Origin of the sequence: Pantoea sp. MHSD4, assembly GCF_021043305.1 — a bacterium.
GTDB classification, from domain to species: Bacteria; Pseudomonadota; Gammaproteobacteria; order Enterobacterales; family Enterobacteriaceae; genus Pantoea; species Pantoea eucalypti.
In genome coordinates, this window is the sequence record NZ_JAJNDH010000003.1 from 142242 (window position 1) to 160242 (window position 18001).

At 54.4% G+C, this 18001-nt stretch carries 15 protein-coding genes; 9 read left to right on the plus strand and 6 right to left on the minus strand.

Annotation, left to right across the window (positions count from 1 at the left end; all coding sequences use genetic code 11):
• The first annotated feature begins 26 nt into the window (after window positions 1–26).
• The 3 genes from efp (at window position 27) to LQK91_RS11165 (ending at window position 1012) form a co-directional block, all read left to right on the plus strand.
• Window positions 27–593: an elongation factor P gene (gene efp, locus LQK91_RS11155; RefSeq protein WP_008925396.1), complete on the plus strand. Its 567-nt coding sequence runs from the start codon at window positions 27–29 to the stop codon at window positions 591–593.
• Window positions 594–644: 51 nt separating this feature from the next.
• Window positions 645–776 (plus strand): entericidin A/B family lipoprotein, encoded by a 132-nt coding sequence (locus tag LQK91_RS11160; RefSeq protein WP_003848306.1) that lies wholly within the window; start codon window positions 645–647, stop codon window positions 774–776.
• 101 nt (window positions 777–877) lie between these two features.
• Window positions 878–1012, plus strand: coding sequence for an entericidin A/B family lipoprotein (locus LQK91_RS11165; protein WP_003848302.1), 135 nt, complete (start codon window positions 878–880; stop codon window positions 1010–1012).
• A 55-nt stretch (window positions 1013–1067) separates the two neighbouring features.
• On the opposite strand, the gene LQK91_RS11170 is transcribed toward LQK91_RS11165, so the two are convergent.
• Complete coding sequence (locus LQK91_RS11170; RefSeq protein ID WP_003848298.1) at window positions 1068–1592, minus strand: lipocalin family protein; 525 nt, start codon at window positions 1590–1592, stop codon at window positions 1068–1070.
• A 135-nt stretch (window positions 1593–1727) separates the two neighbouring features.
• Between LQK91_RS11170 and epmA the strand changes: the two genes are divergently transcribed.
• The gene (gene epmA / locus LQK91_RS11175) at window positions 1728–2705 is read left to right on the plus strand and encodes an elongation factor P--(R)-beta-lysine ligase (protein WP_003848297.1); all 978 of its coding nucleotides are present in this window, start codon (window positions 1728–1730) and stop codon (window positions 2703–2705) included.
• Between the two features lie 151 nt (window positions 2706–2856).
• Here the strand turns inward: epmA and degS are convergent, their stop codons facing one another.
• From degS to zapG, 3 genes are all read right to left on the minus strand, one after another.
• Entirely contained in the window at window positions 2857–3918 is a 1062-nt protein-coding gene (gene degS / locus LQK91_RS11180) for an outer membrane-stress sensor serine endopeptidase DegS (protein ID WP_003848295.1), read from the minus strand.
• Between the two features lie 89 nt (window positions 3919–4007).
• Window positions 4008–5381, minus strand: a complete 1374-nt coding sequence (gene degQ, locus LQK91_RS11185) for a serine endoprotease DegQ (RefSeq protein WP_008925399.1) — start codon at window positions 5379–5381, stop codon at window positions 4008–4010.
• Window positions 5382–5491: 110 nt separating this feature from the next.
• Entirely contained in the window at window positions 5492–5893 is a 402-nt protein-coding gene (zapG, locus tag LQK91_RS11190; RefSeq protein ID WP_003848291.1) for a Z-ring associated protein ZapG, read from the minus strand.
• Between the two features lie 178 nt (window positions 5894–6071).
• Between zapG and zapE the strand changes: the two genes are divergently transcribed.
• The 5 genes from zapE to sspB all read left to right on the plus strand — a co-directional run bounded on the left by zapE (window position 6072) and on the right by sspB (window position 9725).
• Window positions 6072–7199 (plus strand): cell division protein ZapE, encoded by a 1128-nt coding sequence (gene zapE / locus LQK91_RS11195; RefSeq protein ID WP_033743099.1) that lies wholly within the window; start codon window positions 6072–6074, stop codon window positions 7197–7199.
• A gap of 227 nt (window positions 7200–7426) precedes the next feature.
• A complete protein-coding gene (gene rplM, locus LQK91_RS11200; RefSeq protein ID WP_008925400.1) occupies window positions 7427–7855 on the plus strand; it encodes a 50S ribosomal protein L13 in 429 nt (142 codons plus the stop codon).
• 15 nt (window positions 7856–7870) lie between these two features.
• Window positions 7871–8263, plus strand: a complete 393-nt coding sequence (gene rpsI / locus LQK91_RS11205; protein WP_008925401.1) for a 30S ribosomal protein S9 — start codon at window positions 7871–7873, stop codon at window positions 8261–8263.
• 331 nt (window positions 8264–8594) lie between these two features.
• Complete coding sequence (gene sspA / locus LQK91_RS11210; RefSeq protein WP_003851135.1) at window positions 8595–9236, plus strand: stringent starvation protein SspA; 642 nt, start codon at window positions 8595–8597, stop codon at window positions 9234–9236.
• A gap of 3 nt (window positions 9237–9239) precedes the next feature.
• Window positions 9240–9725 (plus strand): ClpXP protease specificity-enhancing factor, encoded by a 486-nt coding sequence (sspB, locus tag LQK91_RS11215; RefSeq protein ID WP_003851133.1) that lies wholly within the window; start codon window positions 9240–9242, stop codon window positions 9723–9725.
• Window positions 9726–9838: 113 nt separating this feature from the next.
• Here sspB and LQK91_RS11220 read toward each other — a convergent pair whose 3' ends face one another.
• Both LQK91_RS11220 and LQK91_RS11225 read right to left on the minus strand, forming a co-directional pair.
• Window positions 9839–11596, minus strand: a complete 1758-nt coding sequence (locus LQK91_RS11220) for a sulfite reductase subunit alpha (protein ID WP_008925402.1) — start codon at window positions 11594–11596, stop codon at window positions 9839–9841.
• Window positions 11597–11781: 185 nt separating this feature from the next.
• Complete coding sequence (locus LQK91_RS11225) at window positions 11782–17313, minus strand: glutamate synthase-related protein (protein WP_105099500.1); 5532 nt, start codon at window positions 17311–17313, stop codon at window positions 11782–11784.
• Window positions 17314–18001: the final 688 nt, after the last annotated feature.

Consider the following 18001-nt stretch of genomic DNA (forward strand, 5'->3'; position numbering starts at 1 on the left):
AGTGTCAATTTTCGTAGAGGGCCTTCATGGCGACTTATTCTAGCAACGATTTCCGTCCCGGTCTTAAAATCATGTTCGAAGGCGAGCCGTATGCCATCGAATCCAGTGAGTTCGTTAAACCGGGTAAAGGTCAGGCATTCGCACGCGTTAAAATGCGTCGCCTGCTGACGGGTTCTCGCGTTGAGAAAACTTTTAAATCTACCGACTCCGCCGAAGGCGCAGACGTTGTAGATACCAACCTGAACTACCTGTACAACGACGGTGAGTTCTATCACTTCATGCACCCGGAAAGCTTTGAGCAGTTCCAGGTTGAAGAGAAAACGGTAAACGATGCAGCGAAATGGCTGCAGGATAACGCTGAGTGTATCGTTACGCTGTGGAACGGTCGCCCGATCGCCGTTCAGCCGCCGAACTTTATCGAAGCTGAAGTTATCGAAACCGATCCCGGCCTGAAAGGTGATACTGCGGGTACTGGCGGCAAGCCAGCCAAGCTGTCTACCGGCGCCGTGGTGAAAGTGCCATTGTTCGTGCAAGAGGGCGAAGTGGTCAAAGTTGACACCCGCTCTGGCGAATACGTGTCACGCGTGAAATAAGATTCGCAGGCGCATCTCCGGATGCGCCTTTTTCTTGTCTGAGAGAAAAAAATGATCAAGCTGGCAAAATTAATCGCGTTCGCGTTGCTGGTCTCTTCTGCGTTAAGCGCCTGCAACACATTCCACGGTTTTGGCGAAGACGTCTCCCACTTAGGTGGTGCTATTTCCCGTGCGGCAAAATGACCTAACGGATTGTCTTTTTTAGAGTCGCGCCAGCAGCAACTGCCGTAAATCCGGCTATGCTTAAAGCGCTGTACTTTACATCCATCAAAAAGGACATTGTTATGTTAAAGAAAAGTATTGCCGCAATCTTCTCTGTACTGGTGCTCTCTTCTCTGCTGACGGCGTGTAATACAACACGTGGCGTCGGTGAAGATGTCGAAGCGGGTGGCCAGGCGATTCAGAACAGCACGAAGTAACCTGTTATTCCAACCGGTACGAAATGCTTTTCGTACCGGCTTGCCAGCTTTTGCACTATTTCTGTTTTACCCAGATTAACTCTTCCACCGGGAAACCGTTCTGACGTGCCTGTTCAACCAGTTTCTCTTTAACGCCCGGCTCCAGCTGCGGTGTGCGTGACAGTATCCAGAGATAGTGGCGATTCGGGCCGCACACCATCGCATAGCGATAATCGGGATCCAGTGCGATAACGTTGTAGCCGCCATAGAAGGGGCCAAAGAAAGAGACCTTCAGGGATGCACGCTGTGGCTCACCAGTGAAATAGGCTTTGCCCACGCTCTCCTGCCAGCGCTGCTTTTTAACGTTGTAGCCACGATTGATCACTTTCAGACCGCCATCTTCACGTGGGCTGTAGTTTGCCGTTACCTGTTCAAGGCCGCGCTCAAAAGGGTGATTAAGGCGGGCAATCTCATACCACTGACCAAGGTAGCGCTGGCTGTCGAAGTTATCTATGACCGTGACGTTTTTTGGCGGCGTAGTACTGCAGGCGACTGAGAGAAAAGCACTCAGGCTGGCAACAACTGTTTTCCATGGAGACATAGTGGGATTCCTTTGTGATTTAACCGCTTAAGTATAGAAGCTGAAACGCTGTTATTGGCAGCATGGGCGCGAGATTGTTTGCCACATGCATTGCAGGTAGACTTCCCACCCTAATTTGTATCAGGAGTCATCACCATGAGCGAAACGGCAAGCTGGCAACCAAGCGCATCCATCGCCAATTTGTTAAAACGCGCCGCTATTTTAGCTGAAGTGCGTCGTTTCTTTGCCGATCGCGGCGTGCTGGAAGTGGATACGCCGGCGATGAGTCAGGCAACGATTACCGATATCCATCTGGTGCCATTCCAGACGCGTTTTGTCGGGCCTGGCGCGGCGCAGGGGCGCGATCTCTGGCTGATGACCAGCCCGGAATATCATATGAAGCGCCTGCTGGCGGCAGGCAGTGGCCCGATTTACCAGATGGCGCGCAGCTTCCGCAATGAAGAGGCGGGACGTCACCACAACCCCGAATTCACCATGCTGGAGTGGTATCGTCCGCATTACGACATGTACCGCCTGATGAATGAAGTCGACGATCTGATGCAGCAGGTGCTGGAGTGTGACAGCGCAGAGTCGCTCTCTTATCAGCAGGCGTTTATCCGTCATCTGGAGCTGGACCCGCTGTCTGCGGATAAAGCGCAGTTACGTGAAGCGGCTGAGAAGCTGGGTGAAGGCGAGCTGGCGCGCGCAGAAGAAGATCGCGATACCTTACTGATGCTGCTGTTTATGCTGGGCGTGGAACCGAAGATTGGTCAGGATAAACCCTGCTTCGTTTATCATTTCCCGGCCAGCCAGGCAGCACTGGCGGAGATCAGTACTGAAGATCACCGTGTGGCTGAGCGCTTCGAGGTCTATTACAAGGGCATTGAGCTGGCGAACGGTTTTCGTGAACTGACCGATAGCCGTGAGCAGCGTCAGCGCTTCGAACAGGATAACCGGCGTCGAGCGGCGCGTGGCCTGCCTGTACATCCTATTGATACTTATCTGCTGGATGCACTGGCGCATGGTATGCCAGCCTGTTCGGGGGTCGCGCTGGGTATTGATCGCCTGATCATGCTGGCGTTGAAAGCGGAGTCATTGAGTGACGTAATCGCGTTTCCGGTGGATCGCTGCTAATCGGTTATTCACAAACGGTGACGGAATAGTGGGGAAGGGTTGGCCCGGATGAAGAGCAAAGCGTCCGAGCCAGGATGGCGAGGCCGACCGCCATGGATGGCGGCCTTCTTTGCGATCAGCTGGGCCATCCCTGACCTGGCTCCGGTTTTAGCTAGTTACTATTGTCCGGGAATTCCTGAATGGTCACCGGCAGCGTCAGTTTCTGATCGTTGCGCAGCACCTGCACCTCAATCACTGAACCCGGGCGAATTTCTGCCACCTGATCCATCGTCTCCTGTGCGGAAATGGCCGGCTTGCCGTTTACACTGAGCAGCACATCGTTGGCCTGAATCCCGGCTTTATCTGCGGGCCCGTCTGGTGTGACCACACTGACAATGATGCCCTGAACCCGATCCAGATTGCTGCCCTGTCCATGCAGCGGCGGTAACTCACGCCCGGTAATGCCGATATAGCCGCGGATGACCCGACCATCACGAATCAGCTTATCCATGATTTTTGAGGCTAAGACCGTTGGAATGGCGAAACCAATTCCTTCCGGTGTTTCACCATCATTGCTCTTATCAAAGGTCAGGGTATTAATACCCATCAGCTCGCCGAGCGAGTTAATCAGCGCACCGCCGGAGTTACCCTGGTTGATTGAGGCATCGGTCTGCAGGAAGTTCTGTCGGCCTGACGAACTCAGACCTACGCGGCCCGTGGCGCTGATAATGCCCTGCGTCACCGTCTGACCGAGGTTGTAAGGATTGCCGATCGCCATCACCACATCACCAATGTGCGGCTGACGGTTTGGATTAATCGGGATAACCGGCAGGCCGGAGGCCGTAATCTTGAGAACCGCCAGGTCGGTCATTCCATCGGAACCCACCAGCGTCGCTTCAAAGAAGCGGCCATCCTGCAGCGCCACGATGATCTGATCAGCATTGTTGATAACATGCTTGTTGGTAAGGATGTAGCCTTTAACATTCATGATCACCCCTGAACCCAGGGTAGTGATCCCACGATTGTTGTTGGTGTGGGCGCTGCGATTGTAAACATTCACGACAGCAGGCACGGCGCGTCGCACCCCTTGATTGAAGCTAAAGGGCGTTTCGTCGGTAATATTTTCGTGGTTATAAAGGGCGTCGCTGCCCATACGCAGTGCAGGCAGTGCTGCGAGCAAAATACCCGCCACAATCAGGCCCAGCACCACGGCACGCAAGAGTTTAAGAAACATGGTGTTAAATCACGCCAGGGGAGATCGCAGGGGAGAATAGCATGAGAGCGGCGGACACACACGTGCTTGTGTCCGCCGTAATGCGAGGTTTATCTCAACAACAGATAGATACTTTCATCGCCACGCACTACATTCAGAGCCAGCACCGGCGGTTTACCCTCCAGTATTTTACGCATTTCAGCAATGGTCTGAACCCGGTTGCGGTTAACACCGATAATCACATCATCTTTCTGCAGACCCACCTGCTCAGCGGGTGTGCCTTTCTCGATGGTATCGACCTTCACGCCTTTATCCCCGGTTTTCGTCTGTCCATCACTCAGGGTTGCGCCCTGAAGCGCAGGGGACATCAGCTGTGCGCTCGCGGTAGTCTGGGCGCTCTGCTCCAGCGTGACGGTAACCGTTAACGGTTTCCCTTCACGCAGCAGGCCAAGTTTGACCTGTTCGCCTGGCGGTGTGGTGCCGACTTTTACGCGCAACTCAGCGAAGCTGGTAATCGGCTTATCGTTGATGGACGTAATAATATCGCCTGACTTCACGCCCGCTTTCTGTGCGGCAGACTGCGGTAAGACTTCAGAAACAAAGGCACCGCGCTGCGCATCGACATTAAAGGCCTTCGCCATATCGGCCGTCATTTCAGTGCCTTTAATACCCAGCTGACCACGCTTCACTTCACCGAACTTGATCAGCTGCTGCGCGAGGTTCATCGCCATATCACTGGGAATGGCGAAGCCGATACCGATGTTTCCGCCGCTGGAGGCGAGAATAGCGGTATTGATACCGATCAGCTCGCCGTTAAGATTGACCAGCGCACCGCCTGAGTTACCGCGGTTAATCGCAGCATCGGTCTGAATAAAGTTTTCCAGCCCTTCCAGGTTCAGGCCGCTACGGCCCAGCGCAGAGATAATCCCGGACGTGGCGGTCTGTCCCAGACCAAACGGGTTACCGATCGCCACCGCGAAGTCGCCCACTTTCAGCTGATCAGAATCCGCAACTTTCACCTGCGTAAGGTTTTTCGCGCCCTGAATCTGAATCAGCGCGATATCGGTCTGCTCATCATGGCCGATCAGTTTGGCGTCATATTCGCTGCCGTCGCCAAGCTGTACGCTGATCTTATCAGCACCGTTAACCACATGATTGTTGGTCAGTACGTAACCTTTGGCGGCATCAATAATGACGCCAGATCCCAGACCTTCAAACGGTTGAGGCTGGCTATTCCCGCCAGGCATCTGGCCGAAAAAGCGCTTAAGCGGTTCAGGAATATCCTGAGCCTGTGCACCTGAATCGGTGCCTTCCACGTGAACACTGACCACGGCGGGTAACACTTTCTCCAGCATCGGCGCCAGACTCGGCAGCGGCTGGCCCGCAATTTGTGCTGGCAGCGTTGCCATCGCGTCTGGCGCGGCGGCAAGACTCATCCCAATACTCAGGGCTAATGCGCTAAACAGGCGTGCTTGTTTTTTCATTGCTACAACGCTCTCGCTGCAAAAGGTGGGAGGAATTAATCAATGTGACAGTCGTTTGCGGTCAGGGTTCGCAAATTCAGTGGGCGCAGACAGGCTGCGCCCCAAAAAGATTAGTCGCGGGCAGGGCGCTCGCCACGCAGTAAACCCGATGCGCCTTCAGAGTAGTCGCGCGGCATCTGCACCGGGACCTGATCGTTATCCGCTTCAGCTTCAGTCAGCTGATACGCAAACGGATTTTTCTGCCCAGGCAGATTTGGCAGCAGGTCATTGGAGCCTTTTGCCATGTGCTGATAGAGCTGACGATAATCACGCGCCATGTTGTCCAGCAGCTCCGCGCTCTGCGCGAAGTGGTTGGTCAGTTCTTCGCGATAATCAGCCAGCTCCGCTTTCGATTTTTCCAGCTCATACTGCATGCTGCGCTGCTCACGCAGCTTTTTGTTGCCAAAACGCATGGCGACTGCGCCGACAATAATACCTACCACTAAACCAATTAGCCCGTATTCCCAGGTCATAATGACTCCCGTGTTATTTCCATTGTTCCGTAGGGCATTGCACCATTTCAATAATAGTCACTATACCCGTTAATCTTATGGATGTGGAACTCTGGAGCAGCATGGCTTAGTGTAGAACGGCCTTTTTTTCAGCAACCGTGGTATGAATCAGACACCATTCAGGGACTTTGAAACAACAATGCAAACCTCAACTCCGCTTGCACGCTATGAGCAGGCGCTGTCGCAGGGCGAATTCAGGCCCGATGACGTACAACGCGAAGCAATTACCCGTTTAGACGCGCTGCAGCAGGCGCTGGTTGCCCGGCAACAATCTGCCGCGCCAGCCGCATCTGGCCTGCTGGGTCGCCTGTCAAAATTGATCGGCAAAGAAAAAAACGAGACGCCGCAACCGGTACGTGGACTCTATATGTGGGGCGGTGTCGGGCGCGGTAAGACCTGGGTCATGGATCTCTTTTTTCAGTCTATTCCTGGCGACCGAAAACTGCGCCTGCACTTTCACCGCTTTATGTTGCGGGTGCATGAAGAGCTGACGCAGCTCCAGGGTCAGAGCGATCCCTTGCTGATTATCGCGGACAAATTTAAAGCCGAAACGGACATCCTCTGTTTTGATGAGTTTTTTGTCTCTGATATCACAGATGCGATGCTGCTGGGCACGCTGATGGAAGCGCTGTTTGAACGCGGTATCGCACTGGTGGCCACCTCGAACATTCCGCCCGACGATCTCTATCGCAATGGTCTGCAGCGTGCACGCTTCCTGCCAGCCATTGAGCAGATAAAACGCCACTGTGATGTGATGAACGTGGATGCCGGTATCGACTATCGGTTGCGCACGCTGACCTCCGCACACTTGTGGAACTATCCGCTGAACCCGGAAACGCACGCTGAAATGACGCGGATGTTTAAAGCGCTGTCGGGCAGCCAGCCAGAAGCGGCGCCGGTGCTGGAGATTAATCACCGCCAGATGCCGACACTGGGTGTCAGCGAAGGCGTGCTGGCGATTAACTTCAAGACCCTGTGCGGTGAAGGGCGTAGTCAGCATGACTATATTGCGCTGTCGCGCCGTTTTCACAGCGTGCTGCTGTATGACGTGCCGGTAATGATCTATAAAACCGAAGATCAGGCGCGCCGTTTCCTGGCGCTGGTCGATGAGTTCTATGAACGTCATGTGAAGCTGGTAGTCGCGGCGGAGACGTCACTGACCGAGATTTATCAGGGCACGCGGCTGAAATTCGAATATCAGCGCTGTTTATCCCGGCTTCAGGAGATGCAGAGCGAAGAGTATCTGCGTTTGCCGCACCTGCCGTGAGAATAAACAGGATAAATACCGAAATAGGGTTCGATTTTTGTAACCGACTTCTCTATAATCTTGCGACCCCACGTTACAGCAAAGGATTTTTTTCCCAAATCCTCTGTGTTCCAGTAACTCTATCCGAAGGGGTGGCTTGCTGGTCAAAATGGTCGTGTGAGCCTCATTCGTTTACTTAAGCGTTTGGGATTTCACCAACGTGTAACTTAATTTGGGTAAGCTTTTCGATGAAAACTTTTACAGCTAAACCAGAAACCGTCCAACGTGACTGGTTTGTAGTTGACGCAACGGGCAAAACTTTGGGTCGCCTGGCGACTGAACTGGCGCGCCGTCTGCGTGGTAAGCATAAAGCGGAATACACTCCGCACGTTGATACTGGTGATTACATCATCGTTCTGAACGCAGAAAAAGTTGCTGTAACCGGCAACAAGCGTACTGACAAGATCTACTATCACCACACTGGTCACATCGGTGGTATCAAACAGGCGACCTTTGAAGAGATGATTGCTCGCCGTCCTGAGCGTGTGATTGAGATCGCGGTTAAAGGCATGCTGCCGAAGGGCCCGCTGGGTCGTGCTATGTATCGTAAACTGAAAGTTTACGCAGGCAACGAGCACACCCATGCGGCACAGCAACCGCAAGTTCTTGACATTTAATCGGGATTAAAGGCAATGGCTGAAACTCAAAACTACGGCACTGGTCGCCGCAAAAGCTCTACCGCTCGCGTATTCATTAAGCCGGGTAGCGGTAACATCGTAATTAACCAACGTTCTCTGGAACAGTACTTCGGTCGCGAAACTGCCCGCATGGTAGTTCGTCAGCCGCTTGAGCTGCTGGACCTGGTTGGTAAATTCGATCTGTATGTCACTGTTAAAGGTGGCGGTATTTCTGGTCAGGCTGGTGCGATCCGTCACGGTATCACCCGCGCTCTGATGGAATACGACGAATCACTGCGTGGCGAACTGCGTAAAGCAGGCTTCGTTACTCGTGATGCGCGTCAGGTTGAACGTAAGAAAGTCGGCCTGCGTAAAGCACGTCGTCGTCCTCAGTTCTCCAAGCGTTAATTGTTTGCAGCTCCGGCTGCGACAATTGGCTCAAAAAACCCGCTTCGGCGGGTTTTTTATTTGCTGCCGTCCCCTCAACTCCCGGCGAAAACCGTAACGTCGCGCTCAATTTACCTGCAAACATTCATTCCACGCCCACAAGTAGCCTAAAATCTGGTAAACTCTGTGTCACTTTGCGCCCGCAGGCCGGTGCGTTATGCGCCTTCCCACTGTCGGGGCGTCAGTATCTACGGCGCGGCTAACCAGGTTGCGTGCGAGTTCGATAAGCAAGTGAGTCGCCGTGTGGTTGGCTATTTGCAGTATCTTTTTGTGAACAAACTTGGAGGTTTTCATGGCTGTCGCTGCCAACAAACGTTCGGTAATGACGCTGTTTTCTGGTCCTACTGACATTTTCAGCCATCAGGTACGTATCGTCCTGGCGGAGAAGGGTGTCAGCGTAGAGATCGAGCAGGTCGAAATGGATAACCTGCCGCAGGATCTGATTGACCTCAATCCGTATCGCACGGTACCGACGCTGGTAGATCGTGAGCTGACGCTGTATGAATCACGCATCATCATGGAATACTTAGATGAGCGCTTCCCGCATCCGCCACTGATGCCGGTTTATCCGGTTGCCCGTGGTGATAGCCGCCTGATGATGCATCGCATCGAGCAGGACTGGTATAGCCTGATGCGGAAAGTTGAGAACAGCACGGGTCAGGAAGCTGAAGCAGCACGCAAGCAACTGCGTGAAGAGCTGCTGGCTATCGCACCCCTGTTTGGTCGTACCCCTTACTTCATGAGCGAAGAGTTCAGTCTGGTCGATTGCTACCTGGCACCGCTGTTATGGCGTTTGCCGTCAATGGGCATCGATTTGATTGGCTCAGGTTCAAAAGAGCTGAAAGGCTACATGAACCGCGTATTTGAGCGTGACTCTTTCCTTGCTTCATTAACTGAAGCTGAACGTGAAATGCGCCTGCAAGCCCGGGCTTAACGTATGGAAATGTCGCAACTTACTGCACGTCGTCCCTACCTGCTTCGCGCCTTCTATGACTGGTTGCTCGACAATCAGCTGACGCCGCACCTCGTGGTCGATATTAATCTGCCCGGTGTGCAGGTGCCGCTGGAGTATGCGCGTGATGGTCAGATTGTCCTGAACATCGCGCCACGCGCGGTGGGTAACCTTGATTTGGCGAATGATCAGGTGTCGTTCAATGCGCGCTTTGGTGGTGTTCCTCGCCAGGTTAATGTGCCGATGGCGGCGATTCTGGCAATCTACGCGCGTGAAAACGGTGCCGGGACGATGTTTGAGCCTGAACCTGCTTACGAGCTGGGTACGCAGGAGACGTCAGAGGGTCAGGAAGAGACCATGATGTCCGTGATTGATGGCGATCGTCCTGACGATGCCCGCGATGACGAGACACCGCCTGACGACGATCCACCGCCTCGTGGCGGACGCCCTTCACTCCGTGTAGTGAAATAGCCGTGAATACCCGTCCATCCGACGGGTATTTTTTTGCCTGTTATTCATAAAAAAGAGATAAAAAAAATCCGGCTGCCTGCGCAAGCCGGATTTCTTTCAGCACACCTTTGCTATCAGTAGACGTCGCGCAGGTAGCGTTTCTCTTTCTTCAGCTGATCCACGTAGTCTGCAGCGCGCTCGGTGGAGAGCCCACCAAACTGGCGAACCACTTCATACAGCGCGTTATCCACATCCTTCGCCATGCGCGATGCATCGCCGCAGACGTAGAAGTAAGCCCCTTCCTGCAGCCAGGCATAGAGTTCTGCACCCTGCTCAAGCATCCGGCTCTGCACGTAGATCTTCTTCTCCTGATCGCGTGAGAACGCCAGATCCAGGCGGGTCAGCAAGCCATTATCCCGCCAGGCAAGTAATTCATCCTGATAGATAAAGTCATGTTCCTGATGCTGATCGCCGAAGAACAGCCAGTTTTTTCCCTGCGCGCCGGTTGCCTGACGCTCCTGCAGGAAGGCCCGGAATGGGGCGATGCCGGTACCGGGTCCCACCATGATCAGCGGTGCGCTGTTGTTAGCCGGCACGCGGAACGATTTATTGGGTGAAATAAAAATGGCGGGTTTCTCGCCACGACGCACACGCTCGGCCAGATAGGTGGAGCAGACGCCACCGCGATTACGGCCGCCGCTGTGATAACGCACTGAGGCAACAGTCAGATGCACCTGGTTAGGATGGGCTTTAGAACTGGACGAAATGGAGTAAGCACGATGCTGCAACGGACGCAGCAGAGCGACGAATTCAGGTACCGCCAGCGAGCGCGTCAGTTCAAGTTGCAGCAGGTCGAGCGTATCTTTGCCCCACAGCCACACGCCCAGCGCATCTTTATCATCATGCTGTAACACATGACGCAGTTCCTGGTTGGTGGTGTTCTGTCCGACCCATTCGATCAACTTGCGCGACGGCTCTGAAATCTCAAACTGGTAGGTCAGCAGGTCGCCGAGGCTGCGGTCGAAGCCGGGCACCGGTGTCTGGTAATCAGCATTAAGCTGAGTCAGGAGCAGGCTGACCAGCGACGGTTCATTGACCGGAATCACGCCCAGCGCATCGCCCGCTTCATACTTCAGACCGCTGTCCGACAGGTCGAATTCGAAATGACGGATATCTTTTGCTGACTGCTCGCCTGACAAACGCTTGTTGGTGATCAGTGCGGCGGCATACGGATTCGATTTATTGCTGCCAGGAATCACAGGCGCTTCAGGTGCACTCTCCAGCACGGTGCCGCTGCTGCCCGCGCTGGCAGCAAACTGTGGCATTGAGCTGTTCAGCCATTCGCTGGAAGGCTCTTCATAATCAATATCACAATCGATACGATCAACCACGCGTTTCGCGCCCAGCTGCTCAAGGCGCATATCAATGAACTTGCCCGCCTGACAGAAGCCGTCGTAACCGGTATCGCCAATCGCCAGCACGGCAAAATGCATCTGCTCCAGACGCGGTGCGGTACTGGCAGAAATCGCATCCCAGAATAGCTGTGCGTTGTCCGGCATTTCCCCTTCGCCATAGGTCGAGGTAACAATCAGCACATGGCGCATGGTGGCGAACACATCAAGATCGACATCGCCCAGCGCCTGAACCACCGGAACCAGCCCTTTCGCGCGGGCAGATTTTGCTGCGGTCTGCGCCAGCGCTTCGGCATTGCCGGTCTGCGAGCCATACAGAATGTGCAGTTGCGTGGTCGCGGCTGCACCCGTACCTGCGGCAGGTTGCTGTTTGTCTTCTAACACCAGCAAACGGGAGTGAAGCCCCGCAAGAAAGCCAGCCAGCCAGTACTTCTGATCGCCATTAAAAGGTGCATCTTCTGGAATATAAGGAATTTTCATGGGTACGTTTACTCAATCCCGTTCTCGCCCGATATCAGTGGCGTTGTCCGGTGTGACAGCCGTTCCGCTTTCCCGTGCCGCAGATTTTGCAGCAGGGGAGAGCGGTTCGGCATCTGTCCGGTACAACGATTAATCCGGGCAATGATCAATTAATAATATTCAGTTCAGCCTGATCAGTATCACTGTCAGGAGAGTTTACCCACCGCAGCAGCGATTTCCGGCAATGCCGCACGTGCAAACAGCTCTTCAAAGTCAGGCAGATGACCCAGCACTTCCCGGTTACAGGCATCCTGATACATGATCCAGCCGTAGGTTGCCAGGCTGTCCATGGAGCGGATGTTACGTTGCGTCAGCGCCGCTTTATAATCTGACATGCGTTTGGTCCCAATCAGACTCGCCAGTTCGTCATCGCTGTAACTCTCGATGGCGGAACGGGCATGACGCTGCAGCTTACTGACCAGCGAAAAGTCTTCTGTCATCAGCAGATTACGCACCGCTTTTTCTACCGCCGGATCTTCAACCGGCGTGCCTTTCGGCAATTTTGCCAGTGCCAGTTGCTGGGCAAAGCTCAGCACGGTGTAGTTGTTCAGCAGGACAAACATCTCCTGCGTATCGGTCGCGCCATAGGCTGGTACGGCACCGTTGGCGATGGTTTTACCCTGACGCCACGCGGCTTTAAACTTGGCAACCTGATGGCCTGCCAGCGCCGTTGATAGCTCTTCGAGCAGATCTTTACGGCTCTTGGCTTTCAGGATCTCACCGCCATCCTGATAGAGCAGCAGCGAACGTGGCATCACATAAACAAAGTGATGACACTCTGTTTCCCAGTTTTCCAGCAGCCAGGCAGCACGTGGCGATTTCGTTGCCTCAAGATGCCAGTTGAGCATGGTCAGTACCGCCTGCTTGTGCACCTGCGCCATCTCATCCTGATCGGCAATGGAGCCAAACCGCACAGAGTCCCCGGCAGCGTGGCTTGCCAGCGATCCGTAGGGATCGTACTGGTAGGCAAAGCCGCCACTCATGCCGTTGCCAAATCCTTTACCAAAGGTGCCCAGGTTAAGAATGGCGCCGTTGGTCATATATTCACAGCAGAAGTCACCCACGCCTTCAACGACGGCGGTTGCACCTGAGTTACGCACCGCGAAGCGGTCACCGGCCTGGCCCTGTACGAACAGACGTCCGCCGGTTGCACCGAACAGCGCAAAGTTACCAATCAGCACGTTGCCATCAGCATCCTGCGCGCCGCCACCCGGCGACATCACAATCAGTTCGCCGCCACACTGTCCTTTGCCGACACCATCATTACAGGTGCCATAGTGGGCCAGCTGCATGCCATCGTTGCAGAATGCGCCAAATGACTGGCCGGCAGAGCCGGTTGTGGAAATTTTTACGCTCTCAGGCGCCAGATAGCGGCGACCGCGATCGTCAGTCATGACAGCAGGCATCAGGTTTAACTGCTCCGCGCTCAACTGATGGTTCAGCATGCGTTCGATATCGATAGCCAGCTGACCACCGACACTTTTGTTGCGGTTATTCAGCACGATGCCATCGCCCAGTGCGACGTCAGGATTTCCCTGCTCCACCAGCGACAGTTTCAGCTGCTCAATCCAGCCATCATCCAGTTCAAAATCTTTTTCCAGATAAACCGGCTTGTCGATTTTCAGTTCAGGCACCACGGTGAGCATGGCGCGTAAGTCGAGTTTGCCCACTTCCAGCGGGTGATCCATCAGGTGCAGCAGGTCAGAGCGACCGCGCGCTTCACGCAAAGAACGCAGACCCATACGTGCCAGGATCTCACGCACTTCATGCGCCACGTTGAGGAAGTACTGCGCCAGCTGACGTGGATCGCCATCAAAGGCTTCGGCATTGGTGGTTAAGCCAGCCGGGCACTTCACATTACAGTTCTTCGCCATCACGCATTTCAGCATCATCAGCGCGGTCGTGCCGAACTCGAAACTGTCGCCGCCCAGCAGGGCAGATTTCACGACATCGCTGCCGGTTTGTTGCGCGCCAGAGCAGCGCAGCAGGACTTTATCGCGCAGACCATTGGCGCACAGCGCCTGGTGGACTTCAGCGATGCCGATTTCGGCTACACGTCCAGTGTATTTCAGACTGGTGACAGACGCTGCGCCGGTACCGCCGGTGTTACCCGCCACGTTAATCACATCTGCACCGGCTTTGGCTACGCCAACCGCGATGGTGCCGATGCCTTCAGACGAGACCAGTTTGACGATAACGCGCACCCGCGCGGCTTTACAGTCGTGGATTAACTGCGCCAGATCTTCGATGGAGTAGGTGTCATGGTGTGGCGGTGGAGAAACCAGCTCAACGCCAGGCGTGCCGCCACGCGCAGCCGCAATCTCTACCGTGACTTTGGCTGCCGGTAACTGTCCGCCTTCGCCAGGCTTCGCACCCTGACCAATTTTGATCTCCAGCTCTTCCAGCATTGGATCTGCCAGATAGGCAGCCCAGACGCCGAAACGACCGGAAGCCAGCTGTTTGATACGGGAGGCACGAATAGTGCCATGGCGGGAGTAGTGCTCACCGCCTTCACCGCAGTTACTCATGCCGCCGACCATATTTGTGCCGTGTGCAACCGCTTCATGAGCAGGCGCGACCAGCGCACCGTGGCTCATCGCGCCGGAGGCAAAGGTACGGGTAATTTCACAGGCTGGCTGTACGTCGCTCAGGGGCAGTGAGGGCAGGGTGGTGAAGATACGTGACAGATAATCAGCCGCTTTACCGTACGCGGTCACTTTCAGACCCCCTTCAACCACTTCGCTGCTCTCAATATCATCGCCGAAGCGGAACTTCAGGGCGCGTGACAGGTTCTGCAGGCGCTCACTCTCTGGCTTCAGCCCTTCAATGGCATCGGTCAGACGCAGCATGAAGTGATTCAGGCTGCCATCCACCGCTTCACACACCATGCCGCGAATCGCAAAGCCGTTGTTGGTCAGTGAGTAGCGTCCCAGTTTGCGACGGAACTCCGCTTCGCTGTCGATGTGTGTCAAATCAGCCGGGAAGGTCAGGATGTCGCGCAGGGCCGCCGGACGACGTTTACGCTCTTCGTACATCAGGCTTGAGAACTGACGATAATCGGCAGTAATGGCAAAATTGTTGATGACGTCATCCGGGATGCGCTCGAAGCTGCTGTCTTTGAACGTTTCGGGCTTGATGCCAAACGCGTTATCCAGTTTTGCCAGCGTCATCAGGCGGATAAAGTTGTCCTCTTCGCGCGCTTTGTCGGCAAAGCGAATCGGCTCTTCAGTCATGTCGATGAAAGTACGTACGGCGATGGTGCCGTAAGAGTGCCCCGCGCCTTCTGCACGCTCTTTAAACAGGCCCAGCAATGGCACTTCAGATTCACCCTGAATCTTCAGTGCGCTCTGGTGCCAGTCTACTGCCATCGCCGCGATTGCTGCGAAGCCTGCGCCACCCACCGGTGTTCTGATATTCGGGAAATACTTTTTCAACACCGGATCATCGGTGTTGAGGAAGTTTGGCTCAAAGAACTCGCCGCTGCTGTAGCTCTCAACGGTACAGAGGCCCACTTTGCCCATGGTTTTCATCAGCGCTTTTTCAGCCGCTTTGGCATAGCGTTTAAAGGCTTTGTTGCCTTCTTCACCTTCACCAAATTTCTCCTCTGCGCGCATCTGTACGCCCAGTGGGTAGATAGCGGAAGCGCCGAAACCAAGTGTGGCGGCAATGTGGTGCGAAGAGATGCTCTGGCCGCTCTCCACCACCAGAGAAACATCCAGACGCAGGCCTTCCTGCACCAGACGCTGGTTAATGGCGGATACCACCAGCAACATCGGGATTGCAGCGTGTTTCGACGAGATGTGGCGATCGGTCAGTACGGCAATGCCACCCTGAGAGCGGGCAAAATCCACTACCTGTTGCGCCAGGTCATCAATCGCTTTTTCCAGCGCATTCGCGTTAGCCGTGGTGCTCAGCAAATCTTTACCGATCACGGGCTCATAGAGCATTTCAAAGCGGGCATAAGGCGCGATTTTCTGCTCACGTAAACGCAGCATATCAAGGTGGCTGAGGATGGGGCTCGGCACCACAATCTGACGGCCTTTGCTGCGGCCCAGATGCGGTTTTGCGCCCAGCGCGACGCGCAGCGTCATACCGTCCACTTCGCGGATAGAGTCCAGCGGTGGGTTGGTCACCTGAGCAAAGCGCTGAGAGAAGTAGTGCGCCATGCCGCCTTCATGATCGGATAAGCCATTGATGGCGTTACCGTAACCCATCGCAGAGATCTTCTCTGCGCCAGTGTTCAGCATCGGGTCCATCATGAACTTGAAGCTTTCCTGGTTGTAGTAGTAGGCAACAAAGCGCTGATAGGTTTTCAGGTCGCCACGATAACGCAACGGTGAACCCTGCTGTTCTGCCGGGATCTCAGGCAGATCGTCAAGACCGACGCGCGCTTCGCGAAGCAACGCAGAATAATCTTTCTCTGCAGCCAGTTTTTCCAGCGCCTGCAGCGTGGTGTAGCTGCGTTTTTCACGATGATCGAAATAGAGCATGCCGCCCGCTTCGATTCGGCCACGACGCAACACGCTTTCAGGTGGAAACGCGATCTGTCCGGCTTCTGACATTGCACCGATATACTCAGCCGTTTCGACTGAACGCAGTGGACGCAGGCCAAGACGGTCCAGACGAGCACCAATGACTTCGCCATTGCCAAAGATTAATGCTGCAGGGCCGTCGTTCTTCTCTTCATACAGCGAGAAATACTCCAGCATGTCGCGCACTTCTGTCGGCAGTGAACTGTCGTTTTCCCAGGCGGGCGGCATCATCGAGACAACGGCCGTGATCAGATCGAGGTTATCTTCCATCAGACGGCTGTGGATGCTCTGATCCAGACGCGAACTGTCAGACTGGCCTTTTGGCCGGACGATTTTCTTGCCACGCGCCAGCGCCAGCGCCGACTCGGCGATGCGGTTTTTGCGGTCAGTGTTCAGTTCACCGTTATGCGCCATCAGGCGGAACGGTTGTGCCATGGTGGTATGCGGATCGGTGTTAGTGGAGAAGCGGGTATGGAAGAACAGCCCGCGTACCTGATGGTCCGGATCGGTCAGATCTTTGAAGTAAGGGATCACTTCATTGGAATTCAGACGGGCTTTAAACACCTGGGTGCGTGATGACAGCGACAGCGGATAAAGACCGCCAAATTCGCTTTCGGTAAACGCACGGGCTTCAATGGTCAGCAGGGCGCGGTAGATACGTTTTTCGAAGTCGTTCTGGTCGACCACGTCCTCTGGCGCAGTGAAAATCCACTGCAAAATCGGTAGCTGAAACTGCACGGCGGCCGGGCGCGTCACGCTACTGTCGAGCGGCATGTCGCGTTTCATGATCACCGGCAGGCCAAAGCTGCTGAGTGCCTCATCCACCAGACGTTCGGCATTCGCGCGCAGCCCGGCATCTTTTGGCACGAAGAAGTTGCCGACACCAAAGCGACCCGCTTCCAGCGGCTGGCCGGTAATTTTGCGGAAGAAGTGCAGCGACAGATCAACGTTGACCCCCGCGCCATCGCCGACGCCTTCCGCGGACATACCGCCGCGGTGAGGCACGGTACACAGAGCGCTGTGTGCCATCTGCAGAATCTCGTGGGTCTGCTCGCCGTCCTTACGCGTAATGAAACCTACACCACAGCTGTCACTGCCTGCTGTCGGATCATACAAGCCATAGGATTGAGGTTTTTTAGTGGACATTGAGGGTCTCCTTAAACTGCTTTGACATTACCTGCACTGATTCAGGGTCTGGGCGCACTGGGGCGCTATCATTTTCATCGCCATGCTCTGTCGAGCGCGCGTCATAGCCCTGAGCATTTCTCTCCAGACATCGGTAAAACGTCCTTAATTGAGCTGCTCTCTGATTTCCGGTCTCTTAAAGGAGATGACTTAAACCACGCGGGAGTCTTCTTGTTGCATAGATATGCCGAGACAATGGCCCGTCTGGAAAGCTTTCAGCGGATTTCCAACTTATCGGGAAAGCGTAATGAGGTCAAATGGCGTGGTCAGACGGGGTAATCAGGTGTTTAATGTATATAACTTTATGAATTAAATGATTTTTATGGTTTAAAATGTATCACTTTGGCACCCGTCGATCGGCCGATAAATGTGAACTGACTCACTGTAGTGCAGGCATCAGATCTCTGCACCATGCTGGTGACGGGGTGTTAGACAGCATTAAATGCTGTTCAACACCGTTGATGCATAGCATGTATCTGTTTTTCTTATGTCCGACTATTTGAATGAAACAGCCATTGGTTATAAGAAAAATTAATCAGGATGAGCGTGCGTAAAACATCATTAAAGATGAATGAGTATGCATATATGAAAGGTGTGCCTGCGCAGCAGGAGGCTGCCAGGATATTGAAAAAAGGCCGGACAGAGAAAT